Annotated in this window: 25 protein-coding genes; 19 read left to right on the top strand and 6 right to left on the bottom strand. The window is 64.8% G+C overall.

Annotation, left to right across the window (positions count from 1 at the left end):
• The first annotated feature begins 2 nt into the window (after positions 1-2).
• The 3 genes from ACXAG6_RS19140 to ACXAG6_RS19130 all read left to right on the top strand — a co-directional run bounded on the left by ACXAG6_RS19140 (position 3) and on the right by ACXAG6_RS19130 (position 4,781).
• On the top strand, positions 3-1,046 hold the full coding sequence (locus tag ACXAG6_RS19140; protein ID WP_475339500.1) for a serine protease: 1,044 nt from the start codon (positions 3-5) through the stop codon (positions 1,044-1,046).
• Positions 1,047-1,193: 147 nt separating this feature from the next.
• Positions 1,194-3,365 (top strand): esterase-like activity of phytase family protein, encoded by a 2,172-nt coding sequence (locus ACXAG6_RS19135; protein ID WP_475339499.1) that lies wholly within the window; start codon positions 1,194-1,196, stop codon positions 3,363-3,365.
• Between the two features lie 138 nt (positions 3,366-3,503).
• Complete coding sequence (locus ACXAG6_RS19130; protein WP_475339498.1) at positions 3,504-4,781, top strand: MFS transporter; 1,278 nt, start codon at positions 3,504-3,506, stop codon at positions 4,779-4,781.
• A 31-nt stretch (positions 4,782-4,812) separates the two neighbouring features.
• On the opposite strand, the gene ACXAG6_RS19125 is transcribed toward ACXAG6_RS19130, so the two are convergent.
• The gene (locus tag ACXAG6_RS19125) at positions 4,813-5,520 is read right to left on the bottom strand and encodes an IclR family transcriptional regulator (protein ID WP_475339496.1); all 708 of its coding nucleotides are present in this window, start codon (positions 5,518-5,520) and stop codon (positions 4,813-4,815) included.
• Entirely contained in the window at positions 5,513-5,917 is a 405-nt protein-coding gene (locus ACXAG6_RS19120) for an acyl-CoA thioesterase (RefSeq protein ID WP_475339495.1), read from the bottom strand. Before ACXAG6_RS19120 ends, ACXAG6_RS19125 begins: the two co-directional genes overlap by 8 nt.
• Before the next feature lie 87 nt (positions 5,918-6,004).
• On the opposite strand from ACXAG6_RS19120, the gene ACXAG6_RS19115 reads away from it, so the two are divergent.
• The 7 genes from ACXAG6_RS19115 to ACXAG6_RS19085 all read left to right on the top strand — a co-directional run bounded on the left by ACXAG6_RS19115 (position 6,005) and on the right by ACXAG6_RS19085 (position 13,438).
• Positions 6,005-7,123: an FAD-dependent monooxygenase gene (locus tag ACXAG6_RS19115; RefSeq protein ID WP_475339494.1), complete on the top strand. Its 1,119-nt coding sequence runs from the start codon at positions 6,005-6,007 to the stop codon at positions 7,121-7,123.
• Complete coding sequence (locus ACXAG6_RS19110) at positions 7,120-8,670, top strand: benzoate-CoA ligase family protein (RefSeq protein WP_475339492.1); 1,551 nt, start codon at positions 7,120-7,122, stop codon at positions 8,668-8,670. The genes ACXAG6_RS19115 and ACXAG6_RS19110 overlap by 4 nt, the downstream gene beginning before the upstream one ends.
• 68 nt (positions 8,671-8,738) lie before the next feature.
• Positions 8,739-9,917 (top strand): ABC transporter substrate-binding protein, encoded by a 1,179-nt coding sequence (locus ACXAG6_RS19105; protein WP_475339491.1) that lies wholly within the window; start codon positions 8,739-8,741, stop codon positions 9,915-9,917.
• Between the two features lie 57 nt (positions 9,918-9,974).
• The gene (locus ACXAG6_RS19100; RefSeq protein ID WP_475339490.1) at positions 9,975-10,898 is read left to right on the top strand and encodes a branched-chain amino acid ABC transporter permease; all 924 of its coding nucleotides are present in this window, start codon (positions 9,975-9,977) and stop codon (positions 10,896-10,898) included.
• A gap of 139 nt (positions 10,899-11,037) precedes the next feature.
• Positions 11,038-11,997 carry a branched-chain amino acid ABC transporter permease gene (locus ACXAG6_RS19095; RefSeq protein ID WP_475339488.1) on the top strand — a complete coding sequence of 320 codons (960 nt, stop codon included), beginning with the start codon at positions 11,038-11,040 and terminating at the stop codon, positions 11,995-11,997.
• Positions 11,994-12,737, top strand: a complete 744-nt coding sequence (locus tag ACXAG6_RS19090; protein WP_475339487.1) for an ABC transporter ATP-binding protein — start codon at positions 11,994-11,996, stop codon at positions 12,735-12,737. The genes ACXAG6_RS19095 and ACXAG6_RS19090 overlap by 4 nt, the downstream gene beginning before the upstream one ends.
• On the top strand, positions 12,737-13,438 hold the full coding sequence (locus tag ACXAG6_RS19085; RefSeq protein WP_475339486.1) for an ABC transporter ATP-binding protein: 702 nt from the start codon (positions 12,737-12,739) through the stop codon (positions 13,436-13,438). Before ACXAG6_RS19090 ends, ACXAG6_RS19085 begins: the two co-directional genes overlap by 1 nt.
• Positions 13,439-13,615: 177 nt before the next feature.
• Here the strand turns inward: ACXAG6_RS19085 and ACXAG6_RS19080 are convergent, their stop codons facing one another.
• From ACXAG6_RS19080 to ACXAG6_RS19065, 4 genes are read right to left on the bottom strand one after another with little or no spacing between them, the layout of a single operon-like run.
• The gene (locus ACXAG6_RS19080; protein ID WP_475339484.1) at positions 13,616-13,852 is read right to left on the bottom strand and encodes an Lrp/AsnC ligand binding domain-containing protein; all 237 of its coding nucleotides are present in this window, start codon (positions 13,850-13,852) and stop codon (positions 13,616-13,618) included.
• A 34-nt stretch (positions 13,853-13,886) separates the two neighbouring features.
• Complete coding sequence (locus tag ACXAG6_RS19075) at positions 13,887-14,645, bottom strand: LamB/YcsF family protein (protein ID WP_475339483.1); 759 nt, start codon at positions 14,643-14,645, stop codon at positions 13,887-13,889.
• The gene (locus tag ACXAG6_RS19070) at positions 14,642-15,658 is read right to left on the bottom strand and encodes a 5-oxoprolinase subunit C family protein (protein WP_475339482.1); all 1,017 of its coding nucleotides are present in this window, start codon (positions 15,656-15,658) and stop codon (positions 14,642-14,644) included. The genes ACXAG6_RS19075 and ACXAG6_RS19070 overlap by 4 nt, the downstream gene beginning before the upstream one ends.
• Positions 15,655-16,371: a 5-oxoprolinase subunit B family protein gene (locus ACXAG6_RS19065; RefSeq protein ID WP_475339480.1), complete on the bottom strand. Its 717-nt coding sequence runs from the start codon at positions 16,369-16,371 to the stop codon at positions 15,655-15,657. The genes ACXAG6_RS19070 and ACXAG6_RS19065 overlap by 4 nt, the downstream gene beginning before the upstream one ends.
• 155 nt (positions 16,372-16,526) lie before the next feature.
• On the opposite strand from ACXAG6_RS19065, the gene ACXAG6_RS19060 reads away from it, so the two are divergent.
• From ACXAG6_RS19060 to ACXAG6_RS19020, 9 genes are all read left to right on the top strand, one after another.
• Complete coding sequence (locus ACXAG6_RS19060) at positions 16,527-18,065, top strand: benzoate-CoA ligase family protein (RefSeq protein WP_475339479.1); 1,539 nt, start codon at positions 16,527-16,529, stop codon at positions 18,063-18,065.
• Positions 18,062-18,871 carry an alpha/beta fold hydrolase gene (locus ACXAG6_RS19055; protein ID WP_475339478.1) on the top strand — a complete coding sequence of 270 codons (810 nt, stop codon included), beginning with the start codon at positions 18,062-18,064 and terminating at the stop codon, positions 18,869-18,871. The genes ACXAG6_RS19060 and ACXAG6_RS19055 overlap by 4 nt, the downstream gene beginning before the upstream one ends.
• A complete protein-coding gene (locus tag ACXAG6_RS19050; RefSeq protein ID WP_475339477.1) occupies positions 18,868-19,293 on the top strand; it encodes a DUF309 domain-containing protein in 426 nt (141 codons plus the stop codon). Before ACXAG6_RS19055 ends, ACXAG6_RS19050 begins: the two co-directional genes overlap by 4 nt.
• Before the next feature lie 117 nt (positions 19,294-19,410).
• The gene (gene boxC, locus ACXAG6_RS19045; RefSeq protein ID WP_475339476.1) at positions 19,411-21,069 is read left to right on the top strand and encodes a 2,3-epoxybenzoyl-CoA dihydrolase; all 1,659 of its coding nucleotides are present in this window, start codon (positions 19,411-19,413) and stop codon (positions 21,067-21,069) included.
• 74 nt (positions 21,070-21,143) lie between these two features.
• Positions 21,144-22,595 carry a benzoyl-CoA 2,3-epoxidase subunit BoxB gene (gene boxB / locus ACXAG6_RS19040; RefSeq protein WP_475339475.1) on the top strand — a complete coding sequence of 484 codons (1,452 nt, stop codon included), beginning with the start codon at positions 21,144-21,146 and terminating at the stop codon, positions 22,593-22,595.
• A 59-nt stretch (positions 22,596-22,654) separates the two neighbouring features.
• Entirely contained in the window at positions 22,655-22,807 is a 153-nt protein-coding gene (locus ACXAG6_RS19035; protein WP_475339474.1) for a hypothetical protein, read from the top strand.
• Positions 22,804-23,991 carry a benzoyl-CoA 2,3-epoxidase subunit BoxA gene (gene boxA / locus ACXAG6_RS19030; RefSeq protein WP_475339473.1) on the top strand — a complete coding sequence of 396 codons (1,188 nt, stop codon included), beginning with the start codon at positions 22,804-22,806 and terminating at the stop codon, positions 23,989-23,991. Before ACXAG6_RS19035 ends, boxA begins: the two co-directional genes overlap by 4 nt.
• Positions 23,991-24,410 (top strand): acyl-CoA thioesterase, encoded by a 420-nt coding sequence (locus tag ACXAG6_RS19025; RefSeq protein WP_475339471.1) that lies wholly within the window; start codon positions 23,991-23,993, stop codon positions 24,408-24,410. Before boxA ends, ACXAG6_RS19025 begins: the two co-directional genes overlap by 1 nt.
• 141 nt (positions 24,411-24,551) lie before the next feature.
• Positions 24,552-24,989 (top strand): DcrB-related protein, encoded by a 438-nt coding sequence (locus ACXAG6_RS19020; RefSeq protein ID WP_475339470.1) that lies wholly within the window; start codon positions 24,552-24,554, stop codon positions 24,987-24,989.
• Positions 24,990-25,002 lie beyond the last annotated feature (13 nt).

Genomic DNA, 25,002 nt, shown 5'->3' with positions numbered 1-25,002 from the left:
ACATGAAATTTGCAGCGGTACTCGTGGCGCTCGCGGGGCTTGGCCTCGGCACCGCCACGGCACAGGATTTCTCGGCAGACGGCAGCGCCTCGCCCTTCGCGTGGGCAGAAAGCGGCGAGAAGGCCAAGCACATGGAAGAGAAGGCCAGCGAGGACTCGGGCAGCCGGGTGATCGGCGGTGAAGTCGCCGCCGAGGGCGCATGGCCTTGGCAGGTGGCGCTGATGATCAAGGGTAAGGGCGTTACGCCCGAGGCCCATTTCTGCGGCGGCTCGCTGGTGCTGGACCAGTGGGTGCTGACGGCGGCCCATTGCGTGCACATGCTGGACCCTGAGGGCCAGTATCGGGATATCAACCCCGCCGCGATTCAGGTGCTTGCGGGCACCAACACCATCGCCGAAGGGCAGGGTGACCTGATCGACGTGGCCGCGCTCTACCGCTTTCCGGGCTACATCGGCGGCGTGTTCGACAATGACATCGCCCTGCTCAAGCTCTCCCGCGCGCCGCAGGTGCCCTACAAGACCATCCAGATCCCCGATGCCGAACTGGGCGACCTGCTGGAGCAGCCCGGCGTCACCACCACCGTCACCGGCTGGGGCCTGATCGACGGCGGCGACCACCCGCAGGATATGCGCCAGGCCGACATCCAGATGCTGCCCCGTGACGCCTGCAACCAGGCGCTGATGGAGGCCCGCGCCGAAGTGGCCGCCAAGGGCTTTGTCTTCGCCGCCAAAACCTTTGGCCTCACGCCGGAAGATGCGCAGGGCGCATGGGAAGAGCTTGTCAGCCGCGCGCCTATCCCGATCTCCGAAAACATGATCTGCTCGGGCACCTATGAGGGCGGCAAAACCGCCTGCTCCGGCGACAGCGGCGGCCCGCTGGTGGTGAAGGTGAATGACGAGGGCCTCTACATTCAGGCCGGGGTTGTCAGCTGGGGCCTCTCCGGTGAGGGCGGCAAAAGCTGCAACGAGCAGGCCAAGTTCTCGGCCTATACCCGCACCGCCAACTACCTTGAATGGCTGAACGGCATCATCGCCGCCAACCCGTAAGCGGCAACGAAGCGAAACAGGCAGGGCGGCCGGGGGACCCCGCGCCGCCCTTTGCTTTGCCCGCTCTTCATCCGACTGTCACTCGCGCGTTACCTAAACGTCACCAACCGGGCGCATCTCTCCCCGCATAACAAACAGGGGACTCCCATGCACCGCACGCTTCTCACATCGGCCCTCGCGCTTGCTGCCGTCACCGGCGCCGCGCAGGCTGAACAGGTCTTCAACCGTATCGCTTCCTTCCCGGTTGCCTCCAACATGGCCGAGGGCGAGGACCGCGCCCGCGAAACCTCCGCCGAAATCATCGACGTCACCGCCGACGGCATGACGCTGGTCTACACCGACAGCCCGCTTGGCGTGCTGGGCCGGATCGACATCACCGACCCCGCCGCGCCCGCGCCGCTGGGCAACATCGCGCTGGATGGTGAGCCCACCGCCGTTGCCGTGCTGGGCTCCACCGCCTTCACCGGCATCAACACCTCCGAGAGCTACACCGCCCCATCCGGCCGTCTTGCCGCGATTGACGTGACCTCCGGCGAAGAGCTGGCCAGCTGTGACCTCGGCGGCCAGCCGGACTCGGTTGCCAAGGCCCCCGATGGCTCATTCATCGCCGTGGCGATCGAAAACGAGCGCGACGAAGACCTGAACGATGGCGCCCTGCCGCAAATGCCCGCCGGCTTCGTGGTGAAAATCGCCCTCACCGATGGCGCACTCGATTGCGATAGCCTGCAAAAGATCGAGATGACCGGCCTCGCCGAGGTTGGCGGCGATGACCCTGAGCCCGAGTTCGTCGACATCAACGCGCTGGGCGAGATCGTCGTGACCATGCAGGAGAACAACCACATCGCCGTCATCGGCGCTGATGGCACCGTGGCCTCCCACTTCTCCGCCGGTGCGGTGGACCTTGAGGGCATCGACGCCACCGACGAGCGCGGTGCGCTGCTCTTCACCGAGAGCCAGCAGGGCCGCAAGCGCGAGCCCGATGCGGTGAAATGGATCGACGATCAGCACTTCGCCACCGCCAACGAGGGCGACTACGAAGGCGGCTCGCGCGGCTGGACGATCTTTTCCAAGGACGGCACCGTGGTTTACGAGAGCGGCACCAGCTTCGAGCATGCCCTCGTCCAGATCGGCCACTACCCTGACAAGCGCTCTGACGCGAAGGGCGTTGAGCCCGAGTCGGTCACCTTTGGCGAGTTCGGCGGCACACCGATGATCTTCGTCGGCTCCGAGCGTGGCTCCATCGTGGGTGTCTACGACGCCACCGACCCGGCCAACCCGGTGCTCACCCAGCTCCTGCCCTCCGGTGTCGGCCCCGAGGGCTATGTCACCATCCCTGAGCGCAACCTGCTGGTTTCGGCCAACGAGAGCGACCTGATCGAAGATGGCGGCGCGCGCGCGCATGTCATGCTCTTCGAATACGCTGAGGGCGAGGCGGCCTATCCGCAGCTCACCTCCGAAGGCATGGAAGAGCTCACCGGCTGGGGCGCGATCTCGGGCATGGTGGCCGAGGGCGAAAGCACCGTTTGGGCGGTGTCCGACAGCTTCTATGGCTACCAGCCGCGCATCTTCAAGATTGACGTGAGCAGCAAGCCCGCCCGCATCGTCGAGGCCATCGACATCACCCGCGCAGGCCACCCCGCGCAAAAGCTCGACCTTGAAGGCATCACGCTGGACGGGCAGGGCGGCTTCTGGTTCGCGTCCGAGGGCCGCACCGACCGGGTCATCCCCCACGCGCTCTACCACGTGAACGCGCAAGGAGAGATCGAAGAAGAAGTGGGCCTGCCCGCCGAACTGATGGCGGTGGAAAAGCGCTTCGGCTTCGAGGGCATCACCCTCGTCAACGGCACCCTCTGGATGGCCGTGCAACGCGAATGGGCCGATGATCCCAAGAACACCGTCAAGCTCGTGGCCTACAACCCCGAGAGCGGCGAATGGGGCGCGGTACGCTACACCAAGGAAGAGCCCGCCACCGGCTGGGTAGGCCTCTCCGAGATCGTGGCGCATGGCGATCACGTCTACCTCGTGGAGCGTGACAACCAGCATGACGACCGCGCCGTGACCAAGAAAATCACCCGCGTGTCGCTCGACCAGATGCAGCCCGCCCCGCTGGGTGGCGACCTGCCGCTGGTGACCAAGGAAGACGTGCGTGACCTGCTGCCCGACCTCAAGGCAGGCGGCGGCTACGTGCTCGACAAGGTCGAAGGCCTGGCGATCTTCTCCGATGGCACAGCCTGGGTGAGCACCGATAACGACGGCGTCGATGACCACTCCGGCGAAACCATGTTCTTCACCGTGGGCCAGCTCGGCACCGGCTACTGAATTTACCCCAAGCCTTTTTAACAAAGCGCCCCGGTGCGGCTCGCCGCGCCGGGGTTTTTCATTCCGGGGGAAGTGCCCGTTCGGAGCTGTTGCAGCCAAGTCATTGTCTCTGGTGACGATAGCGCCGATGCTGAAGCCATGGCCGCCGAAGTAGAGTTCTCATTCAACGCACTTACAGCTTCCGCACGGCGGCACATTCGGGTCTTTCAGGTTCACCAGTTTCTTGACCGCTTTGCCATGGGCCTGACGGTGGCTGTGGTCGCCCTCGCGTTGACCGACAGAAGCATGGACCTCTTCCAAATCTCCCTTCTCTTCGGGGTTTATTCGCTCACCACGATGGCGATGGAGCTGCCTTTTGGCGGCTTGGCCGACAGCATCGGCCGCAAGCCTGTCTTTTTAACGGCTGTCGTCGCCAGCCTGATGTCGCTCGCGCTCTTTCTCTCGACCCGCGATTTTTATGTTCTGGCGCTCTCGTTTGCCTTCATCGGCTTTGGCCGTGCCCTTCGGTCAGGCACGCTCGATGCGTGGTTTGTCGAAACCTTCAGAGCCGCTGCACCCAAGGTAGATGTGCAACCCGCCCTTGCCAAAGCGCAATGGGCCAATGCCGTCGGCTTGGCCTTGGGGGCCATTCTGGGCGGCCTCTTGCCGGATGCTTTCGGATCGGTGGCGGAGAACCTCGGGTTCAGCATCTATGACGTATCCTACGCCGCAAGCTTTTGCGTGATGCTGGGCGTGTTTGCGTTCACCATCTTGGCCATTGCCGAACCCCCGCGCCCGATGAGCGCGACAGCTCTCAAGCACGGCTTCGCAAGCGTGCCAAGGGTGATAAAGGACGCGAGCCTTTTGGCCCTGAAACATCCCGCATTGTCTCTCCTTCTGGCAGCCTTGGCGGTCTTTCTGATGGCCACCAACCCTGTTGAAGTGATCTGGCCGACCCATGCAAAACCCATGCTGGATGAGGGTTACGCAAATACCGTTATCGGCATCGTAACGGCGGCCTATTTCTTCTCGATCGCGCTCGGCGCTTCCCTGTCGCCCCACGTCAGCCGGATCTTCCGGCGGCGGCACGCCATGACGTTGGCTGCGGTCTTTGCAGGCCTGGCGGTCGTTCAGGTCGCCTTGGCATTGCAGGGCGGGATCATCGGCTTCGTGGCGGTCTTCATCCTGTATTCCGTCCTCCTTGGCGTCAGCGAAACCCCGGCCAGCAGTATCCTGCATAGCTGCGTCGAAGATCGCCAACGCTCGACCATGCTGTCGCTGAGATCTCTGATTCAGCAGTCGGGCGCTGCGCTGGGTCTGGTTCTGGTCGGAGCCGCCGCAAAGCTCTACTCCACACCGTTCGCGTGGATCTTGGGCGCGGGGTTTCTCCTCGTTGCGGTGATCCTGAGCTTACTCTTGGCCAGACGGTTGGCCTGAGGCGCCGATAGCCCGCAGTGGTGCGCCCCGCCTAAACCGCCGACAGCCCCGCACAGAACGCGCGCAGGGCTGTCACCTCCGGCCCATCTGCCGCGCAGATCGCCGGGTCGGTGCCATAAAGCGTTACCGCCGCCTCGATCTCGCCCTGCCAGTCCAGCACTGGCGCGGCGATGGCGGCAAGGCCGGGGATCAGCTCGCCGCTGACCGCCGCAAACCCCGCACTGCGAATGGCCTCGCGCAGCCCCGCGCCGTCGCCGCCCTCCTCGGCCAGCCGCGCGGCAATCACCGCCTCCGGGGCCCAGCCCAGAAAGGCCCGGCCCGAGGCCGAGCGTTTCAGTGGCATCACCGTGCCCAGCCCGAGCGTGGTCACAACGAAGCGCGGGGCCCGTTCCCAGCGCACCACCACCGCGCCCGCGTTGCCCCAGACACTGAGCAGCGCGGTCAACCCGGTTTCTTCCACCAGTTCGGGCAGCGCATCGGCGGTGCGGTTGACCAGATCCACCCGCGCCATCCCGGCCACGCCGAGCGCCACCGCCTCGGGGCCAAGGTCATACTTGCCCGACCGGCCCGCCTGGCTCACCAGCCCGGCGGAGATGAAGCTGGCGAGGTAGCGATGCGCCTTGCTCGCGGGCATGTCGGCGGCGCGTGCAATCTCGCTCAGCCCCACCGGACCGCCCTGCCGCGAGAGCACGTTGAGCAGCCCCAGCGCCGCATCGAGTGAGCTTAACCCTTCAGCCACCGATCACCTCCCTGAGCGGAGCCACATCCCCCGCGCGTATCCGCCCGCCATCTTCGATAAACACGCCCCGCACCTCCTCGCCTTCGATCACCAAACGCTCCCCAACCGTGCCGCGATAGTCCAGCCGCAGGCTCTTGCGGCCCCATTCTCCGGCGCTCATCTCAAGCCGCAACACATCTCCGTCAAAGCCCGGCGAACGGAATCGCGCATCGGCAGAAATCAGCCCCAGCCCCCGCGCGCCCAGCTGCCTGCACAGCGCCGCATGGCCGCCGTGCTGCGCCTTGAGGAAGGTATGAAAGCACCTGTCAAACCAGCGGAAGTAGTTGGGATAATAGACAATTCCCGCTGCATCACAGTGCCCGAAGCTGATGTCGACATCCAGGGTAAAGAGGCTCAAATTTCCGCTCCGTAAAACCTATTGCATAATGTGGAACTACCGCCTAACGTCACAGTCGCACAAGACCAAACCGCAGGGGAGGGCGGAATGGCCAAGCCATCATCTATCGACATCATCGGCGGCGGCCCCGGCGGGTTGACGGCGGCCATCCTCGCAGCCCGCGCCTTTCCGCAGGCCCGCGTCACGGTGCATGAAGCCGCGCCGCGCGGGGTGACATGGGGCTTCGGCGTGGTCTTCTCCGACCGGGCGCTGGATTTCCTCGCCAAGGACGACCCCGAAACCCATGACCTGATCGCGCCGCGCATGGAGCGCTGGCAGAACATGGTGCTCAACCACCCCGATGGCGCGGTAACGCTCGATGGCATCGGCTTTGCCGCCATCGGCCGGTTGGAGCTGCTTACCATCCTCACCGCCCGCGCCGAGGCGCTGGGCGTCGAGCTGCGCTTCGATACCGAGGCAGACCCGGCCTCGATACAGGCCGATCTCATCATCGGTGCCGATGGCCTCAACTCGCGCTGCCGCAGCGAGGCCAACGCGCCAAGCCTCGGCCACATGTCGAACCGCTTTGCATGGTTCGGCACGCCGCGCCCCTTCGATGCGCTCACCCAAACCTTCATCCGCCACCCCAAGGGCGCGCTCAATGCCCACCATTACCGCTACGCGCCGGATATGAGCACCTTCATCGTCGAGTTGGAGGAGGCGGCCTTTGACGCCCACGGCTTTGCCAACATGGGCGAGGAGGAGAGCGCGGCCTATTGCGCCAGCCTGTTCTCCGATGTGCTCGAAGGCGCGCCTTTGCTCACCAACCGGTCGATCTGGCGGCAATTTCCCAAGCTCTGGTGCGAGGCCTGGACGGCGGGGAACATGGCCCTGCTCGGCGATGCGGTGCACACCGCGCATTTCTCCATCGGCTCCGGCACCCGGCTGGCGATGGAAGACGCCATCGCGCTCATCACCGCCATCTCTGGCGCTTCTTCGCTTGAGGCGGGCCTTGCCGACTACCAACAAAGCCGCCCGCCCGTGGCCCGCAAGATCGTGACCGGGGCAAACACCTCTGCCGCGTGGTACGAGACCTTCTCGCAGCACATGGAAAAGCCGCCGCTCGACTTTGCCATGTCTTACGTCACCCGCTCTGGCCGCGTGCCGCCCGAAAAGCTGCGCGCCCTCTCGCCCGGCTTCATGGCTGAATATGAGGCCGCGCTATGATTGATCCTGTCCGCACCCCGCCCGGCGCTGTTGAGATTGGCTTCAACAAGGCCGACCACCCGAATTGCGCCGAGATCCTCTGGCAAAACCTCGCCCGTAACCCGCAAGCCCGCGCCCTCACCGGCCCGGCGGGCGACCTCACCTATGGCGAGCTGATCGCCAGCGCCGCGCAATGGGGCCACGCCTTCACCGCCGCCGGCCTCGCCCCCGGTGACCGGGTCGCGCTGTTTCTCGACGATACGCCGAACTTTCCGGCCGCCTTCTTCGGGGCCACCCGCGCGGGCTTTGTGCCGGTGCTGCTCAACACCATGACCCCGCCCGAGCTGCTGGCATTTTACCTTGCCGACAGTGGCGCGCCGCTCGCCGTGACCGAGCCGCAGTATGCCGACCGCTTCCCAAAGGGCGCGCCTGTCATCACCGACCACGCCGCCTTCACCTCCGGCCATCCCACCACGCTCGACGCCGCGCCAACCGGCCCCGATGACATGGCCTTCTGGATGTATTCCTCTGGCTCGACGGGCCGCCCAAAGGGCATCGTCCACCTGCATCACGATATGGCCTACAGCCAACAGAGCTTCGCCACCCATGTGCTGAAGCTGCGCCCCGATGATGTGTGCTTTTCCGTGCCCAAGGCCTTCTTTGCCTATGGGTTCGGCAACAGCTTCACCTTTCCCTTCGCCGTGGGGGCCTGCACCCTGCTAATGCCCGGCCAGCCCAAGCCCGCCGCCGTGCTCGACATGATCGAAGACCACGCGCCAACCGTCTTTTTCGGCCTGCCCACGCTCTACACCGCGCTCATCAACGCCCCCGGCGTTTCTTCGCGTGATCTGGGCTCGCTGCGGCAATGCATGTCGGCGGCCGAGATCCTCTCGGAGGATGTCTTCACCCGCTGGCAGTCGCTCACCGGCCTGCCGCCCATCGAGGGCCTCGGCAGCACCGAGATGCTCCATGTCTACCTTTCCAACACCGCCACCGAGCAACGGCTCGGCGCGGCGGGCAAGCGGGTGCCGGGCTATGAGATCGAGCTGCGCGCGCCCGATGGCACCCCCACACCCTCGGGCGAGGATGGGGTGATGTTCGTGCGCGGCCACTCCTCCGCCCCCGCCTATTGGAATCGCCCCGACAAGACCGCCGAGACGATGGTTGGCGACTGGATCAACACCGGCGACCGCTTCATCGAGCGCGAGGGCTTCTATTACTTTCAGGGTCGCGCCGATGACCTGGTCAAGGTCTCCGGCCAATGGGTCTGGCCGCTGGAAGTGGAACGCGCGCTCAACGAGCACCCCGAGGTGGTTGAAAGCGCCGTGCTTGCCCACGAGCTGCCCGACCGCCGCATGACCCTCTCTGCCCTTGTCGCCCTGCGCTCCGGCCCTGCGGATGAGGGCGCGGTGAAGATGTTGCAGGATCACGTCAAGCAGGTGTTGCTGCCCTACAAATATCCCCGCACCATACGCTTCGTCACCGACCTGCCCAAAACGGGCACTGGAAAGATCGACCGGCAGGCTGTCAAACTGGCGCTGCAAACGAATGAGAAGAATATTGCCTAAAACGGCAATATAATGCACAAATCACCCGACGCCTGGCACAGACCGGTGCGCACCTAGGGAGGAAAAACATGAAAAAGCTACTCACGGCGGCCTGCGCGGCCAGCATCGTGGCCACCGGCGCCGATGCCGAGTCGGTCAAGATCGGCTTCGTCACCACGCTCACCACCGGCGCGGCAGTGATCGGCACCGATATGCAAAACGCCGTCAACCTCGCGGTCGAACACCTCGACGGCAAGGCGGGCGACCTCGATATCGAGGTCATCTTCGGCGATGACCAGTTCGCCCCGGAAGCGGGCAAACAGGCCACCGACAAGCTGGTGAAGCAGGATGACGTCGATTTTGTCGCCGGTTACATCTGGAGCCACGTGCTTCTGGCCTCGCGCAAATCGGTGCTCGATGCGGGCAAGTTCCTGATCTCGGCCAACGCTGGCCCGAGCCAGATAGCCGGTAAGCTCTGCGACCCGAACTTCTTTTCGACCTCATGGCAGAACGACCAGACCCCGATGGCGCTGGGCGAGGTGCTCAACCAGCAGGGCGTGAAGTCGCTCTACCTGATGGCCCCCAACTACGCCGCCGGCAAAGACATGACCGCCGGTGTGGAGCGCGCCTTCAAGGGTGAAATCGCGGGCAAAGACCTCACCAAATGGGGCGCCGACGCGCAGCTCGACTTCTCGGCAGAGCTGGCCAAGGCCAAGGCTTCGGGCGCAGACGGCCTCTTCGTCTTCTACCCCGGGGCGGCGGGCGGTGCCTTCATCAAGCAATATGACCAGGCCGGCCTGAAAGACACGCTGCCGCTCTACTCGGTCTTCACCGTCGACGCGCTCTCGCTGCCCAAGCTGCAAGAGGCCGGCTTCGAGGCGGTGCTCGGCTCGCAGACCACGCAGCAATGGGATCCGACGCTGGACAACGCGGCCAACAAGAAGTTCGTCACCGACTTCAAGGCCAAGTTCGGCACCTACCCGAGCTACTACGCGGCGCAGAGCTACGACTCGATCATGCTGATCGCCTCCGCCGTGGCCAAGGTCGGCAACACCGAGGACAAAGACGCCATCCGCGCCGCCCTCAAGGCCGCCGAGTTCGACTCCGTGCGCGGTGATTTCAAGTTTGGCACCAACAACATCCCGGTGCAGGACTTCTACCTGCGCGAAGTGGTGGCCGATGCCGATGGCACATGGACGACCAAGGTTGTGAGCACTGTCTTCGAAGATCACGTCGACAGTTTCGCCGCCGAATGCTCGATGGAATGACCTGAAATCCGGACGGGCAGGGGGCCTTTCCCTGCCCGCCCAAACCGCGAGACATCCGTGGACACCTCTCTCCTCATCATCCAAACGCTGAACGGGTTGCAACTCGGCCTGCTGCTGTTCCTCGTCGCCTCCGGGCTGACGCTGGTCTTCGGCATCCTCGATTTCGTCAACCTCGCCCATGCCTCGCTCTACATGCTCGGGGCCTTCATCTGCGCCTCGCTGACCTACCTCGTCGGCAATTTCTTTGTCGCGGTGCTGCTGGCCCTGCCGCTCACGGCGGCGCTCGGCTGGGCGGTGGAGCGCTTCATCGCCCGCCCGCTCTATGCCCGCGACCACCTCGACCACGTGCTGGCCACCTTCGGCCTGATCCTCGTGTTCGATACCGCCGCCCACCTGATTTGGGGGCCCGAGGGCATCGCCGTGCCGCTGCCCCCCGCCTTCACCGGGCAAATCGAACTGTCCGAAACCCTCGTAATCCCCACCTACCGCCTCGTCATCATCGCCGCAGGCCTCGTTGCGGCAACTGGGCTCTACTGGATGGTCACCCACACGCGCCTCGGCATGCTGATCCGCGCCGGCGCCTCCAACCGCACTATGGTGGCGGCGCTCGGCATCGACATCGAGCTGCTCTTCGGCCTCGTCTTCGCGCTGGGCGCGGCGCTGGCCGGGCTGGCGGGCATGCTGATCGCGCCGATCACCGAGGCCAGCATCGGCATGGGCAATCAGGTCATCATCACCGCCTTCGTCGTCATCATCGTCGGTGGCATCGGCTCGATGAAAGGCGCCTTCATCGCCGCCCTGCTGATCGGCCTGATCGACACGCTGGGCCGCAGCTTCCTCGACGACATCTTCAAGCTGATCATGTCGCCCGATGCCGCCGAAAACTCCGCCCCCGCGCTCTCGGCGATGCTGATCTACATCATCATGGCCTGCGTCCTCGCGCTGAAACCGCAGGGCCTGTTCCCGCCGAAGGTGCGGTGAGGCCTATGGCAGACCAGAAGAGATTCGAGGCCTCCGGTGGGAGATATTTGGAGCAAGAAAATGAGCAGGGGCGCGCCTTGTTGCATTTTCTTGCTGCAAATACTCAATCGACGGCAACAGCCCGCGCGGAGGCCCGAAGATGAGCCCCCGCCCAATCGCCACCCTTGTGGCCATGGCCCTGCTCGCCGTGCTGCCCCCGGTGTTCTACTTCACCGGCAACGCCTTCTGGCTCGATCTGGCCATCCGCCTCACCATCCTCGCCATCGCAGCCGTCAGCCTCAACCTGATCCTCGGCTACGGCGGGCTGGTGAGCTTCGGCCATGCGGCCTACGTGGGCCTTGGGGCCTATGCGGTCGGCATTCCGGCCTACCATTGGCTCTACGGCGGGCTAGAGCACCTTGGCCTCGCCACCACCTCCGGCCTTGTCCAGATCCCGCTGGCCATGGCGGTCTGCGCGCTCTTCGCACTTGTGACCGGGGCGATCTGCCTGCGCACCAAGGGCGTCTATTTCATCATGATCACCATGGCCTTCGCCCAGATGGTCTACTACGCGATCGTTTCGATCGAGGAATACGGCGGCGACGATGGGCTGGTGATTGATACCCGCTCAGAGCTGCCCGGCATCAACCTTGATGACCCGCTTCAGCTCTTCGGCCTCGCCTATGTGTCGCTGCTCGTGGCCATGCTGATCGTGCGGATGATCACCCGCTCCCGCTTTGGCATGGTGCTGCGCGGGGCCAAGGGCAATGCCGAGCGGGTGCAGATGATGGGGCTCAACACCTATGCCTACCGCCTCACCGCCTATGTCATCTCCGGGGCCATGGCGGGCTATGCCGGGGCGCTCTTGGGCAACTTCACCACCTTCATCAGCCCCGAGATGATGGACTGGACGCGCTCCGGCGAGCTGATGTTCATGGTCATCCTCGGCGGCGGCGGCACCACCGGCGGGCCGGTGCTGGGGGCGGCGGCCTTTATCATCCTCGAAGAGTGGCTGAGCCATTACACCATCTACTGGCACCTTCCCTTCGGCCTGCTGCTGATTGCCGTGGTGCTCTTTACCCGAGGCGGGCTGATGGGCTTTTTCCGGGAGCGCAAATGAGCATTCTGGAAACCCGCAACCTGATGAAGAGCTTCGGCGGCATCCGCGCCACCGATGACCTTTCGCTCACCGTCGAGCCGGGCGAGTTGCATGCCATCATCGGCCCCAACGGCGCAGGCAAGACCACGCTGATCACCCAGCTTTGCGGCTCGCAGCGGCCAGACGCCGGGCAGGTGCTGTTCAAGGGCCGCGACATCACCGGGCTCGCCGCCCACAAGCGCGCGCGCCTCGGCATCACCCGCAGCTTCCAGATCACCTCGCTGATCCTCGACATGACCGTGCGCGAGAACATCGCGCTTGCCGTGCAGGCCCGCGCAGGCTCGTCCTTCCGCTTCTTCCGCGCCGCCGCCTCGGTGGAGTCGATCCAAGCCCGCGCGACAGAGCTTCTTGCCCGCGTCGGCCTTGCCGACAAAGCCGATCTGCCCACCCGCGCCCTCTCGCACGGCGAGCACCGCCACATGGAAATCGCCATTGCTCTGGCGAGCGAAGCCGACCTGATGCTGCTCGATGAGCCCATGGCCGGCCTCGGCCCTGAGGAAAGCGCCCGTATGGTGGAGCTGCTGCGTGGGCTGAAGGGCAAGCACACCATCGTGCTGATCGAGCACGATATGGACGCCGTCTTTGCCCTCGCCGACCGTATCTCGGTGTTGGTCTACGGCCATATCATCGCCACCGGCGCGCCCGCCGAGATTCGCGCCAACAAGGAGGTCGAAGCAGCCTATCTGGGGGAGGAGGTCTGATGCTGACGGTCGAAAACCTGCAGGCCCATTACGGCCCCTCCCAGGCGCTCTTTCGCGTGTCGCTGCAAGTCAACGCCGGCCAGGTGGTGACCCTGCTGGGCCGCAACGGCATGGGCAAGACCACCACGATCAGCGCCATCATGGGCATCCTCAAACCCAGCGCCGGGCGGGTGCGGCTGGAAACCCGCGAAATCGCCGGGCTGCCCTCGCACCGCATTGCCAACCTCGGCCTCGGCCTCGTGCCCGAAGGCCGCCAGATCTTTCCCAACCTGACCGCGCGTGAAAACCTCGTCGCCACCGCCTCCAACCACCTCGATCAGCCCGATCCGTGGACCGAAGAGCGCGTTTATGCCCTCTTTCCCGAGTTGGAAAGCCGCGCCAGCTCCATGGGCAACCTGCTTTCGGGCGGCGAACAGCAGATGCTCGCCATCGGTCGGGCGCTGATGACCAACCCGCGCCTGCTTATCCTCGACGAAGCCACCGAGGGCCTCGCGCCGCTGGTGCGCGCCAAGATCTGGGAGGCGCTCGGGCAAATCCGCGATACTGGCCTCTCCATCCTCGTGGTGGACAAAAACCTGCACGACCTGATGAAGCTGGCCGACCGCCACACCATAATCCAGCGCGGCGAAACCGTCTGGCAGGGCACCTCGGCGGAGCTGGAGGCGGATGTCGTGGCGCGGGAGAGCTACTTGGGGCTCTAACCGGGCGCCCGTCATCCTTGGGCCGACCCGGTCATCCTCGGGCATGACCCGAGGATCTCTCACATCGCGCACAGCGTACGGTCGGTCAACTTAACCACGCCAGCGGGAATCCCGTATGCACAGGTTGTGCATTACCTGTGCATGGGATGTGCCCCGACAAAATCGCGGGTTAACGCCTCAGAACGCCTTGAAGGTTAACGTGGTGAGCGTCCGCTCAACGCCTTCGACGCTGGAGACCATATCGTTGATGAACTGGCCGATATCTGCACCCTCGGGCGGGTAGAGCTTCATCAGCAAGTCCCACTCCCCGGAGGTGGAGTAGAGCTCCGAGTGAATCTCCTGCAAAATCAGCTCCTTGGCCACGGAGTAGGTGGTGCCGGGGGTGCAGCGGATCTGGACGAAAATGGCGCTCATCTGGGGTCTCCTTGCTGGTCAGGCTAGCGCGAAATTACAGCGGCGCAAGCGCCCATCCGGCGCCTTCCAGCTTCGCCCGCACGGACCGGGCAATTGCCAAGGCTTCCGGGCCGTCACCGTGCAGGCAAATCGTGTCGATCTGCGCCGGTATCTTCTTGCCGTGGATGGAAAAAATCGCGCCGCTTTCGATCATGTGAAGCACCCGCGCGGCGGCCTCTTCGACATCATGGATCATCGCGCCGGGCTTTGAGCGGTCCACCAGCGTCGCGTCGTCCTCATAGCCCCGGTCGGCAAAAATTTCGCAGGCATACCGGGCCTTTAGGGCCTCTGCTGCCCGTTGCTGCGCGGTCTGTGCGATGACCATCAACACCAGATCAGGGTTAACCGCCAGCGCCGCCTCGTAGCAAACCCTTGCCATCGCTTCATTTTCCGCCGCCATATTTGCCAGCGCCCCATGCAGCTTGAGGTGCCGCACCTTGCCCCCGGCCTTGCCCGCCATCGCCATGGCTGCGCCGAGCTGATAGGCGACGAGGTTTCCAAGCTCCTGATCTGAAAGCGAAACTCTGCGCCGCCCGAAGCCCTGCAGGTCGGCAAACCCCGGATGCGCGCCAATGCCAACGCCATTTTCCACCGCCGCCGCTATAGTCGCGGCCATCACGTCCGGGTCGCCTGCATGAAAGCCGCAGGCCACGTTGGCGGAGGTAACCACCTGTAATATCGCAGAATCCTGCCCCATCACCCAGGGGCCAAAGCTCTCGCCTATATCGGCGTTCAGGTCGATTTTCCGGCTCATTCGTCCTCCAGTTCATCGCCCTTGGTGGCACCGTCCACCAGTTGATAGCCCAGCAGGTCGGGGATGTCGCGCGGGTCGCGCACCCGGGGCGCAACCGCCCGTTTCAGCCGCGCCAGAACCGCCGCTTCGCTCTCCCATGCCGCATCGGCTTCCTCTAGCGTAACGGGTTGAAACTGCAGCGCTTCCCCGGCTTGTGCCTGCGCCAGCCGGGGGAGGTCGGCGGCAATCACCGTGCCGATCCTCGGGTAGCCGCCCACGGTCTGGCTCTCGGCTAGCAGCACATAGGGGCGTCCGTCGCCGGTCATCTGAATGTCGCCACTTGCGATGAAATCCGAGGCCAAACCCTTGGCTTCGCTCTCAAACGGCGCGCCCTCGAAGTCCAGCCGCACGCCCTGCCGGTTGGCCTGCGGCGCGCGGTGAAACCCGGTGGCGAAGAACCGCGCCCGGACCTCCTGCGCAAACAGCTCCGTCTGCGGCCCCGGCATCACCCTCAGCGTCCCGCCGCCCAGCCTGCTTTCCGGCTCAAGCACTTGCGCCGCAGCGTCCGGGTCGTCATCGCGCCCCAAGGCCAGCTCGTCTCCCGCTGCCAGAAATTTCCCAACCCCTGCAAGCAGATGCGCCGAGCGCGAGCCGAGCCATTCATCGCCGAACACCCCGCCCGCAAAGGCCAGGTAGCCGTAGTTGCCGGCCTCCGCGCCGCCCACGCGCAGCACCTCGCCCGGCGCGAGCAGGGTGGTTTCGCAATGCCCAAGCGGGCGGCCCTCCACCTCGGCTTTCATCCTTGCGCCCGTCAGGCACAGGCGCACCGGCGCATCCACCGTGAAGCGCCCGCCTGCGCCCGCCATTTCCAGCGCCGCCGAGGGCTGTGTCTGCCCAAGCAGCGCCGCCGCCTCCAGCAGCGCCAGCCGGTCCGCCGCGCCGCCCCGGGCGAGGCCCCGCGCCACCCATCCGGGGCGGCCCATGTCTTGCACCGTCACGCCAGGGGCCACGTCGATCACGCGCAGGGTGGTCATGCCATATCCTCGGCCACGGCCCCGCCAAGCGGTTGATCTTGCAGGGCATCCAGCTCATCGACGCTCACCAGGTCAAACCGCACCGCATCACCCGCGCGCAGCACGAACGGCTCCGCTGCGCCGCGCCGGAAGGGCCGGAAGGCGCAGCGCCCGATCATGCGCCAGCCGGTCACGCTTTCGCTGGGAAACAGCACAAGCTGCCGCACCGCCACCACCAGCGCCCCGGCAGGTACCTTGGGCGTCAGCTCGGTTTGGCGGGGGATGTTCCAATGCTCGGGCAGGTAGCCGAGATAGGGCATCCCGGGCGAAAATCCGATCGCGCGAACACGAAGTTCAGCCGCTGTTAACTCTTTGGTGGCATCTTCCACCGAGAGTCCGGCCATCTTCGCCGCTTCCGCCAGCTGCGCACCGTCCAGCGCCACCGGCACGCGCCAGAGCCGCGTTGGCGCCGGGTCTGCCAGTGCCTGCCAGTCGTGGGCGTTCAGCAGGGCTTCTACCGCGCTCACCACCTCGGGTCGCGTCACACGAGCCGGGTCGAAGCGCAGCAGCACCGAGGCGAGGGCAGGGGCCACCTCTTCGGCCAAGCCCTCGGCCTCTGCCGCAAAGCGGGCCACTGCCGCGCTGGCCTCTGGGCTCACCGCACGGGCAAAGCGCACCAGAACGCCATCCTGCCCTAGCGGCAAAACCTCCGGTTTGATCACCCCATCCATCATCGCCCCACTCTCTCCCGCGCACAGCTCAGCAGCAATATGCAGAAAAATGCACATTTTGCGCGCGCCGCTTGATCGCTCCGGTGATGTATGCATTATAACGCACATACAGGGAGGAGGCGCGATTCTGCGGAGTCGCGTCAGGGAGGACGACGCCAATGAACAGCAACGCAGCCCTTTATTTCGTTGATCGCCACATCACAGAAGGCCGGGCAGACAAGCCCGCTTTCCGTGAGGCAGACGGGGCAAAACGCAGCCTGACCTACGGCCAACTGGCTGATGAAACGTCAAAATTCGCCGGGGCGCTGCTGCGCCACGGGGTGCGCCGCGAAGAGCGCGTGGCGATGATCGTGCGCGACCAGATCGAGTTTCCGGTGGTGTTCTGGGGCGCGATCAAGGCCGGGGCGGTGCCGGTGCCCCTGAACACGCTGCTGGCCGCGCCGGTCTATGAGACGATCCTGCAAGACAGCCGCGCCTCCATACTCGTCGTCTCCGAAGCTATGTGGAAAACCGTTGCCCCCGCCGTGCAGGGCAACCCCTTCCTCCGCGCCATTCTGGTCATTGGCGATGCCCCGGAAGGCACGGAATCCTATAGTAGGTTCTGCGAGGGCGCGGAGCCGGTGCAAGCCGCTCACGCCCATGATGACGAACTGGCCTTCTGGCTCTATTCCTCCGGCTCCACCGGCACGCCAAAGGGGGTGCGTCACGTTCATGCCTCGCTGAAGGCCACCGCCGATACCTTCGGCAAGGAGGTGCTCGGCATCCGCGAGGATGATGTGGTGTTTTCCGCCGCCAAGATGTTTTTCGCCTATGGTCTCGGCAACGCCATCTCCTTCCCCATGGCCGTCGGCGCCACCTCTATCATCTACTCCGGCCGCCCCACGCCCGATGCCTGCCTCGCCATCATGGCCGAGGAGAAGCCCACGCTGTTTTGCGGTGTGCCCACCCTCTTTGCCGCGCTCGTCGCTGCGCAGGAAAAAGCCGGCACATCGCCCAGCCACGCCATCCGCCTGTGCACCTCCGCAGGCGAGGCTCTGCCGCGCGAAATAGGCGAGCGGTGGGAGGCCCTCTGGGGGGCTGAAATCGTCGATGGTGTGGGCTCCACCGAGATGCTGCATATCTTCCTATCCAACCGCCCCGGCGCATGCGTCTACGGCACCTCCGGGCTGGCGGTGCCGGGCTACGAGGTGCGGCTGGTGAATGAGCATGACGAGCCGGTAAGTGACGGAGAAGTTGGAGAACTTCTGGTTCGTGGCCCCTCCGCCGCCGAGGGATACTGGTGCCGCCGCCTCAAGAGCCAAGATACGTTTCAGGGTCATTGGACGCGCACCGGCGACAAGTACGAGCGCACCGCTGAGGGCCGCTATGTCTACTGCGGGCGCACGGATGACATGTTCAAGGTCTCCGGCATCTGGGTCAGCCCCTTCGAAGTGGAGCAGGCGCTGGTGGAGCATCCGGCGGTGCTGGAGGCTGCCGTCGTTGCCCGCGCCGATGAGAAGGGGCTCGACAAGCCCGCCGCCTACATCGTCCTGAAGCAGGGGGCAGACCCCTCCATCGCCGGGGATCTCAAGGAACTGGTGAAGGAGAAGATCGGCATGTGGAAATACCCCCGCTGGATCGAGGTGGTCGACGAGTTGCCCAAAACCGCCACCGGCAAGATCCAGCGTTTCAAGCTGCGTGAAGGAGAACCGGCATGATCGACTTTCCCGGGAGCGGCCGCGTTGAGGCGGCAGGCAAATCGCTCGAATGGCAAAGCTGGGGGGGTGATGCGTCCGCCCCGGTCATCGTGATGCTTCACGAGGGGCTCGGTTGCCTCGCCCTCTGGCGCGACATTCCGGAGCGGCTGGCGCAGGCCACCGGATTGCGCGTGTTCGCCTATTCGCGCGCTGGCTACGGCCAGTCAGACCCCGCTGATCTGCCCCGCCCGCTTGATTACATGACACGCGAGGCGATGGACTCGCTGCCAGAGGTGCTCGCCGCGATCGGTGCCGATCATTACATACTCATGGGCCATTCCGATGGCGCGACCATCGCCGCCGAATACGCCGGCCGCCATGCCGATCACCGCATTCGCGGCCTTGTCCTCATGGCCCCCCATTTCTTCACCGAACCCGCCGGGCTGGCTGCCATCGCCGCCGCCCGCGAGAGTTTCGAGGCAGATCTGAAGCCGCGCATGGCCAAGTATCACGCCGACCCGGAGGCCACCTTCCGCGGCTGGAACGACGCCTGGCTCGCGCCCGGCTTCAAGGATTGGCACGTGGGCGAGGTGGTCGATTACCTCCGCGTGCCCAGCCTCGTGATTCAGGGCGCCGACGACCAATATGGCACGCTGGCGCAGGTGGAAGAGGTCGAAACCCGCAGCTACGCGCCGGTTGATGTGGCCATCCTTCCCGATTGCCGCCACAGCCCCCATCTGGATCAACCCCAAGCGGTGCTCGATGCTGTGGCCGAGTTTGCGGCCCGCCTCGTGCGGATCGAGCGCGAAGAGGTGGTGCCCGCGTGAGCGCCACGCCCGAATACGCCTATGTGCCCGGCCAGGCCGCGCGCCACCCCGAGGGCGCGTTTGACGGGCTGCGCGCAACCGCCGAGCCCGAGCCGCTGGCCTCCGAGGCGCTCACCACCGGCCTCGACTGGATCGACGCGGGCTATTTCTGGGAGGCCCATGAGGTACTGGAGCCTGTCTGGCTGGCACTGCCCGATGGCCCGGCGCGCACCGGCATTCAGGCGCTGATCCAGCTTGCCAACGCCGGGCTCAAGGCCCGCATGGAGCGCCCTGCCGCCGCCCTTCGCCTTTGCGACATCGCCGCCCGGCTGATCGACGAAGCCGCCCCCTTCACCGCGCCTTCCCGTCCTGCCGGGTGGTTCACCCTGCGGCTTGAGGCGATTCGCGAGGGTGCGCTGGAGATGCAAAATAATGCAGTATAATGCATAATGGGCGTTGATATCGCGCCTATGTGCCCGACAATGTGAATTATTATGCCAATTTCCCGTTTACTCCGGCCCTGCAAGCCGGTAGAACGCGGTAACAGGAGGAAACGCGCCATGAGTGACAAGCTGATAGATTTCCGCACCGACCCGTCGAAGTATCGCCACTGGAAAGTGGAGTACGAAGGCGAGGTGGCCCGCGTTTCCATGGACGTCGATGAAAACGGCGGGTTGTTCGAAGGTTACCAGCTCAAGCTCAACAGCTACGACCTGGGCGTTGATATCGAGCTGTCCGACGTGGTCCAGCGCATGCGCTTCGAGCACCCCGAGGTGAAGGTCATCATCATGCAATCGGGCAAGGAGAAGGTCTTCTGCGCCGGGGCCAACATCCGCATGCTCGGCGGCGCGAGCCACGCCCACAAGGTCAACTTCTGCAAATTCACCAACGAGACCCGCAACACCTTCGAGGCCGCCGAGGCGGATAGCGGGCAAAAGTGGATCGCCGCCGTCAAAGGCGCCTGCGCCGGGGGCGGCTACGAGCTGGCACTGGCCTGCAATCACATCATGCTGACGGATGACTCCAGCTCCTCCGTCGCGCTCCCCGAAGTGCCGCTCCTCGCCGTGCTCCCCGGCACCGGCGGCCTCACCCGCGTGACCGACAAGCGCAAGGTCCGCCGCGACCTAGCCGATGTGTTCTGCGCGATGGAGGAGGGCGTGCGCGGCAAGCGGGCGAAAGACTGGCGGCTGGTGGATGAAGTGGTGCCGAACTCCAAGTTCGATGACACCGTCACCGCCCGCGCCGCCGAGTTCGCCGCCCAAATGCCGAGCCGCGCCGAAAAGGGCATCAGCCTCGGCCCGATCGAGCGCAGCATCACCGACAATGCCGTGACCTACACCCATGTCGAGGTGGAGCTTGATCGCGCCGCACGCTCTGCCACGATTACCATCAAGGGCCCCGAAGGCGCCGCACCGAGCGGCCCCGAAGACCTCGTGGCGCAGGGTGATCAGAGCTACCTTCTCAAGCTGGCCCGCGAGCTGGATGACGCCATCCTGCACCTGCGCCTCAACGAAATGGAGCAGGGCACATGGACTTTCCGCACCCAAGGCGATGCCGAGGCGCTGCTGGCCCATGAGGCCGTGTTGCTGGCCAACAAGGATCACTGGCTGGCGTCCGAAACCCTCGCCTTCTGGAAGCGCATCCTGAAGCGGATCGACGTGACCTCGCGCAGCCTCGTCGCGCTTGTCGAGCACGGCTCCTGCTTTGCCGGTGTGCTGGCCGAGATCCTCTGGGCCGCCGACCGCACCTACATGATGGAAGACGAGTTCGAGGGCGACAATCGCCCGCTCGCGGCCATCACCCTCTCCGAAAGCAACTTCGGCCAATACCCCATGGGCAATGACCTCACCCGCCTGCAAACTCGCTTCCTCGGCACCCCCGAGCAGGTAGACACGCTGCGCGAACACATCGGCACGCCCATCGAGGCCGAAGAGGCCGACGAGCTGGGCCTCGTCACCTACATCCTTGATGACATTGATTGGGAAGACGAGATCCGCATCTTCATGGAAGAGCGCGCCAGCTTCTCGCCCGATGCGATGACCGGGATGGAGGCCAACCTGCGCTTTGCAGGCCCCGAAACGATGGAAACCCGCATCTTTGGCCGCCTCACCGCATGGCAAAACTGGATCTTCCAGCGCCCCAACGCGGTGGGTGAGGAGGGGGCCCTGCAACGCTACGGCACCGGCATCCGCGGCGACTACAACATGCAACGCGTCTGACCCGCATGGTGGGTTTCACCCACCCTACAACCAACTCGTAGGGTGGGTGCCAACCCACCACCAAGGAGGAAAAAATGCTCGACCTGATCAACGTCTCCTACGACACGCAAATCCCCAACAACGTGGGCCTCAGCGAAGACAAGCGCGTGCTGAAGGCGCTGGAAAAATGGCACCCCGGTTACATCAACTGGTGGAACGACCTGATCCCCCAGAACTTTCAGGAAAGCCTCGTCTACCTGCGCACCGCTGTATCGGTGGACCCGAAGGGCTGGGCCAAGTTCGACTACGTTAAGATGCCCGAATACCGCTGGGGCGTTCTGCTGGCCCCGCAGGGCGAAGATCGCAAGATCCCCTGCGGCGAGCACGCCGGCCAGCCCGCGTGGCAGGAGGTGCCGGGCGAGTACCGCAACATGCTCAAGCGCCTGATCGTGATCCAGGGCGATACAGAGCCGGGCTCGGTCGAGCAGCAGCGCTTCCTCGGCCTCACGGCCCCCAGCCTCTACGACCTGCGCAACCTCTTTCAGGTCAACGTCGAGGAGGGCCGCCACCTTTGGGCCATGGTATACTTGCTGTTCAAATACTTCGGCAAGGACGGCCGCGAAGAGGCCGATGACCTGCTCCGTCGCTCGTCGGGCTCCGAAGAGGCCCCCCGGATGCTCGGTGCCTTCAACGAAGAAACGCCCGACTGGCTCTCCTTCTTCATGTTCACCTATTTCACCGACCGCGACGGCAAGATGCAGCTGGAGTCGCTCGCCCAATCCGGCTTCGATCCGCTGTCGCGCACCTGCCGCTTCATGCTCACCGAAGAGGCGCACCACATGTTTGTGGGCGAAACCGGCGTGGGCCGCGTGGTGCAGGCCACCTGCGAGGCGATGAAGAAGGCCGGCATCACCGACCCCTATGACATCAACAAGATCCGCGATCTCGGCGTGATCGACCTGCCGACGATCCAGAAAAAGCTCAACCTGCACTACACCCTCAGCCTCGACCTTTTCGGGCAGGAGGTCTCCACCAACGCCGCCAATGCCTTCAACGCGGGCATCAAGGGCCGCTACATGGAGCACCGGATCGACGACGATCACCAGCTCAGGGGCGATACCTACAAGGTCTGGAACCTCGTGGACGGCAAGGTGGTGCAGGAGGAAGTGCCCGCGCTGACCGCGATCAACATGCGCCTGCGCGACGACTACGTGCGTGACGCCTCGGGCGGCGTGGGCCGCTGGAACAAGGCCATCGAGAAAATGGGCATCGAGTTCGAGCTGAAGCTGCCGCACGAAAGCTTCCACCGCCAGATCGGCGTGTTCTCGGCCGCCAAGTTCGACCCGCAGGGCAATCCGCTGTCCGAGGAGGAATACGCCGCCAAGAAAGACGAGTGGCTGCCCACCAAGGCCGATGGCGACTTTATCCAATCGCTGATGAAGCCCTGCTATGAGCCCGGCAAATACGCCAGCTGGATCGCGGCGCCCAAGGTCGGCATCGACAACAAGCCCGGCGACTTCGAATACGTGAAGCTGCACATGGCCTAAGGCCACCCCGGGCGGCGCTCCGGTGCCGCCCGACCCACTGCAACAGGGAGGAAACCGCCATGATGACCCAAACCCAGTCCTTCGCCCGTCCGCGTGCGCTGACCACCGGCAAATGCCTCGGCTGCACCGGCTGCAAGGGCGCTTGCCGCGAAGTGCTGGATCTGTTGGCGGTGCCCGAGATGGTTTTGAAGCCGAAGGGCAGGGCGGCATGAACAAGCCTCTCAAGCAACACCTGATCGACCCCGAAATCTGCATCCGCTGCTACACCTGCGAGATGACCTGCCCGGTCGAGGCGATCACCCATGACGACATGAACGTCGTGGTCGATGCCGAGAAGTGCAACTTCTGCATGGATTGCATCCCCGTCTGCCCCACCGGCTCCATCGACGAGTGGCGCGTGGTTGAGCAGCCCTACTCGCTTGAAGAGCAATTCGAGTGGACGGAACTGCCCGAGCAGGAAGAGATCGAAACCGGTGGCGGCGACAGCACCGAGGCGCTGGACGAGGCGATGGCCGCGCTTCTGGCCGAGGCCCACGCCGGGGCAGGGGGCAAATCCGTCGCCCCCGCTTCCGCCTCTAAGCCCTCGATCAACCTGCACACCATCGGCAAGCCGGTCACGGCCAAGGTGCAGGGCAACTACCGCCTCACCGCCGAGGGCGCGGATTCCGACGTGCGCCACATCATCCTCGACATGCAGGGCGCGCCCTTTCCGGTGCTCGAAGGCCAATCCATCGGGATTATCCCGCCGGGCACCGATGCCGAGGGCAAGCCCCACCTGCCGCGCCTCTACTCCGTCAGCTCCCCGCGGGACGGCGAGCGCCCCGGCTATGCCAATGTTTCACTCACCGTGAAGCGCGAGGCCCGCGGCGTTGGCTCCAACTACGTTTGCGATCTGGAGCAGGGCGCAGAGGTGCAGGTTACCGGCCCCTTCGGCGCCACCTTCCTCATGCCCGACGATCCCTCAGCCCGGCTGCTGATGATCTGCACCGGCACCGGCTCCGCCCCCTTCCGCGCCTTCACCATGCGCCGCCAGCGGATGTCGGCAGGCGCGGCGGGCGACATGGTGTTGTTCTTCGGCGCCCGCACCCCCGACAGCCTGCCCTACTTCGGCCCGCTCAAAAAGGTGCCCGACAGCCTGCTGAAAAAGCACTTCGCCTTCTCGCGCCAGCCCGAGGCGCAAAAGGAATATGTGCAGGACAAGATGCGCCAGCACGAAGACGAGGTGGCCGAGCTTCTGGCAGACCCGAAGACCCATATCTACGTCTGCGGCTTGCGCGGCATGGAGGCGGGGGTGGACGAGGCGCTTTCCAACATCGCCGAGAGCATCGGCTTGCCGTGGCAAAGCACCCGCGACGCCATGCGCGCCGAGGGGCGCTATCACGTCGAAACTTACTGATGGCTCCCTACACTCACCAGATCCAGGTTGGCTGGGGCGATTGTGACCCGGCCCGCATCGCCTACACCGCCCGGCTGCCGTGGTTTGCGCTGGAGGCCATCAACGGCTGGTGGGCCGATGCGCTGGGCGAGCAGGCGGGCTGGTATCATATGGAGCTCGACCGCGGCACCGGCACCCCCTTCGTGTCGATGAGCATGGATTTCCGCGCGCCGGTCACGCCGCGCCATGTGCTGGAGTGCGCGTGCTGGCCTACGCGGCTGGGCACCACCTCCATCAGTTTTCGGGTCGAGGGGCGGCAGGACGAGACGCTTTGCTTCGAGGGCCAGTTTACCTGCGTTTTCGTCGATAGCCCCACCTTCACCAAGGCTCCTCCGCCCGACGACATTCGCGCTCTGGTTGAGGCGCGCATCCCGGGTTAAAGCGGACGCGCCCGGCTGACGCTACGGAAATGCTGCACCTGCGCAACTCTCCGCCCATCGCGGTTGACATGACGCCACCCTTGCGGACTCATGGCGCCATTAGAGTCACCTACCCTGCTGATTTTCGGGCGAGTAATTTCCATGAGTTCCATCCAGCTACCGGATTTCTCTGTCGACGTGCCCGATGGCTGGGTCGATCGTTCTGTGCTTGTCTGGTCCGCCCACGGCACGCCTACTGCGGTGCCACCCAACGTGGCCATCGCGCGTGACGAGATGCGCCCCGACGAGAGCTTTCTGGACTACTGCAACCGCCAGATGATGAGCCTCAGCTCCGCGCTTGATGGCTTTCGCCTTATCAAACAGGACGAAACCAATCTCTCCGGCCGCTTCGCCATGGAGCTTGTCTTTACCTGGAAAACCGCCGCGGGGCGGATGAAGCAGCGGCAAATTTTTCTGCCGCTCGACGCCCCCCGGATCGCCTCATTTGCCGGCACCGCCTCCGAGGCGGACTTTGACCATGCCGACGAAACCCATTTTCAACCGATGTATGCCTCGCTCGCAATTACCGCGCGCCAGTAAGTAACCGTTCCTT

Source organism: Vannielia sp. ABF1_015 (genome assembly GCF_056160745.1).
Note: the sequence above shows the minus strand (reverse complement) of the source record. Positions and strands in the feature narration are given on the sequence as shown.

Bases quoted from the DNA above. Each gene is read 5' to 3' on its own strand.
- ACXAG6_RS19140 (WP_475339500.1), top strand. From the start codon at position 3: ATGAAATTTGCAGCGGTACTCGTGGCGCTCGCGGGGCTTGGCCTCGGC.
- ACXAG6_RS19135 (WP_475339499.1), top strand. From the start codon at position 1,194: ATGCACCGCACGCTTCTCACATCGGCCCTCGCGCTTGCTGCCGTCACC.
- ACXAG6_RS19130 (WP_475339498.1), top strand. From the start codon at position 3,504: ATGGCCGCCGAAGTAGAGTTCTCATTCAACGCACTTACAGCTTCCGCA.
- ACXAG6_RS19115 (WP_475339494.1), top strand. From the start codon at position 6,005: ATGGCCAAGCCATCATCTATCGACATCATCGGCGGCGGCCCCGGCGGG.
- ACXAG6_RS19110 (WP_475339492.1), top strand. From the start codon at position 7,120: ATGATTGATCCTGTCCGCACCCCGCCCGGCGCTGTTGAGATTGGCTTC.
- ACXAG6_RS19105 (WP_475339491.1), top strand. From the start codon at position 8,739: ATGAAAAAGCTACTCACGGCGGCCTGCGCGGCCAGCATCGTGGCCACC.
- ACXAG6_RS19095 (WP_475339488.1), top strand. From the start codon at position 11,038: ATGAGCCCCCGCCCAATCGCCACCCTTGTGGCCATGGCCCTGCTCGCC.
- ACXAG6_RS19090 (WP_475339487.1), top strand. From the start codon at position 11,994: ATGAGCATTCTGGAAACCCGCAACCTGATGAAGAGCTTCGGCGGCATC.
- ACXAG6_RS19085 (WP_475339486.1), top strand. From the start codon at position 12,737: ATGCTGACGGTCGAAAACCTGCAGGCCCATTACGGCCCCTCCCAGGCG.
- ACXAG6_RS19080 (WP_475339484.1), bottom strand. From the start codon at position 13,852: ATGAGCGCCATTTTCGTCCAGATCCGCTGCACCCCCGGCACCACCTAC.
- ACXAG6_RS19075 (WP_475339483.1), bottom strand. From the start codon at position 14,645: ATGAGCCGGAAAATCGACCTGAACGCCGATATAGGCGAGAGCTTTGGC.
- ACXAG6_RS19070 (WP_475339482.1), bottom strand. From the start codon at position 15,658: ATGACCACCCTGCGCGTGATCGACGTGGCCCCTGGCGTGACGGTGCAA.
- ACXAG6_RS19065 (WP_475339480.1), bottom strand. From the start codon at position 16,371: ATGATGGATGGGGTGATCAAACCGGAGGTTTTGCCGCTAGGGCAGGAT.
- ACXAG6_RS19060 (WP_475339479.1), top strand. From the start codon at position 16,527: ATGAACAGCAACGCAGCCCTTTATTTCGTTGATCGCCACATCACAGAA.
- ACXAG6_RS19055 (WP_475339478.1), top strand. From the start codon at position 18,062: ATGATCGACTTTCCCGGGAGCGGCCGCGTTGAGGCGGCAGGCAAATCG.
- boxC (WP_475339476.1), top strand. From the start codon at position 19,411: ATGAGTGACAAGCTGATAGATTTCCGCACCGACCCGTCGAAGTATCGC.
- boxB (WP_475339475.1), top strand. From the start codon at position 21,144: ATGCTCGACCTGATCAACGTCTCCTACGACACGCAAATCCCCAACAAC.
- ACXAG6_RS19035 (WP_475339474.1), top strand. From the start codon at position 22,655: ATGATGACCCAAACCCAGTCCTTCGCCCGTCCGCGTGCGCTGACCACC.
- boxA (WP_475339473.1), top strand. From the start codon at position 22,804: ATGAACAAGCCTCTCAAGCAACACCTGATCGACCCCGAAATCTGCATC.
- ACXAG6_RS19025 (WP_475339471.1), top strand. From the start codon at position 23,991: ATGGCTCCCTACACTCACCAGATCCAGGTTGGCTGGGGCGATTGTGAC.
- ACXAG6_RS19020 (WP_475339470.1), top strand. From the start codon at position 24,552: ATGAGTTCCATCCAGCTACCGGATTTCTCTGTCGACGTGCCCGATGGC.